The sequence below is a fragment of the Vibrio sp. Vb0304 genome, assembly GCF_033338995.1.
Classification (GTDB): Bacteria; Pseudomonadota; Gammaproteobacteria; order Enterobacterales; family Vibrionaceae; genus Vibrio; species Vibrio alginolyticus.
Genome location: NZ_JAWOTT010000299.1, coordinates 1 through 1,112 on the forward strand (window position 1 = coordinate 1; position 1,112 = coordinate 1,112).

The window sequence follows — 1,112 nt, forward strand, 5'->3', positions numbered from 1 at the left end:
ACCTTGGTTTAGCGATGCTTCGCCGGGCAGGTTGATCTGTACTAAGTCACCAACTTTTACTGTGTCGTTATCTGCGGCATGTAGAGGGGTTACCCAAGCGAGCACGCACATCGCGAACAAGGCAAAAAACGTTTTGAAAATGCTCATAACGCGCCTCCTATCGAACCGCTCGCGCTCGTTGGCATGTTGCCTTTGTTAGGTAAATTGTGATTACTTGGCGCATTGCTATCAGAGTTTGCGCTGAGAACTTCGATGCTCACACGACGGTTGGTTAGGCGCACGGCTGGCGTTTGTCCCTCATACAAAGGCAATGTGTCGCCAACAGATTTGGTTTGTACACGGTCTGACGTTACTCCGAACACACTTAAGTATCGTTTAACTTGCTCGGCTCGTTCCTGTGCTAGTTTTTTATTGTGCTCAGGCGTACCCGTGACGTCCGCATGGCCAGTGACAACCAGAGACAGAGCAGGGTGGTCGCGCAGAATATAAGCGGCTTCTGCCAAGTGTCCCATGTACTTCGGATTGATCTCCGCAGAATCAATGGCAAACTGATTATCGACGTTGAGCAGCGCATAAATATCGGCGACGATGTTTAAGTCATTCCTTAGTGCATCGATGTCGTCCGGCGGCGTGCAAGTGGTTTGCGTAAGTACGTAGTCGAGTTGCTGCTCAAGCTGGTTTAATCGACGACGCTGGATGACCAGGTCATTGGCGGCATCAAGCAGTAAACCGCCTTCTAGTTCACGAGCAATGCGATTTTGCTTCTCGAGTGCTTGCACCACTGCAGCAGGGAAGCACCAACGAGCGCCTTCTTGAATCAAAGCGTCGAGATGAAGCTTGGTCAACTGCCAATCGAATCGCAATCCATGCTCTGGGCCCAATGGTTCATCTGGCATAACAGGCGAGAACTCATAGTTCTCAATCGAAATATCTTGATAGCTTTCCGCCAATCCACCCTGACCATGATCGGGATAATCAAATGACGAACAACCAAACATGCCGACAACGAGACCGCTAACTACACTTCGTCGTATTAGATTTACCATGCCAACCTCCGTTTAAACCGGTATTTGTAGTGTCCTTTTGAGTTGACGGGAATGGCATGGTTGATA

General features: G+C 49.5%; 1 protein-coding gene. It reads right to left on the bottom strand.

What is annotated here, in order from left to right; all coding sequences use genetic code 11:
* Positions 1-143: 143 nt before the first annotated feature.
* Positions 144-1,046 (bottom strand): OmpA family protein, encoded by a 903-nt coding sequence (locus R7P35_RS25785; RefSeq protein ID WP_318093294.1) that lies wholly within the window; start codon positions 1,044-1,046, stop codon positions 144-146.
* Between the last annotated feature and the right edge of the window lie 66 nt (positions 1,047-1,112).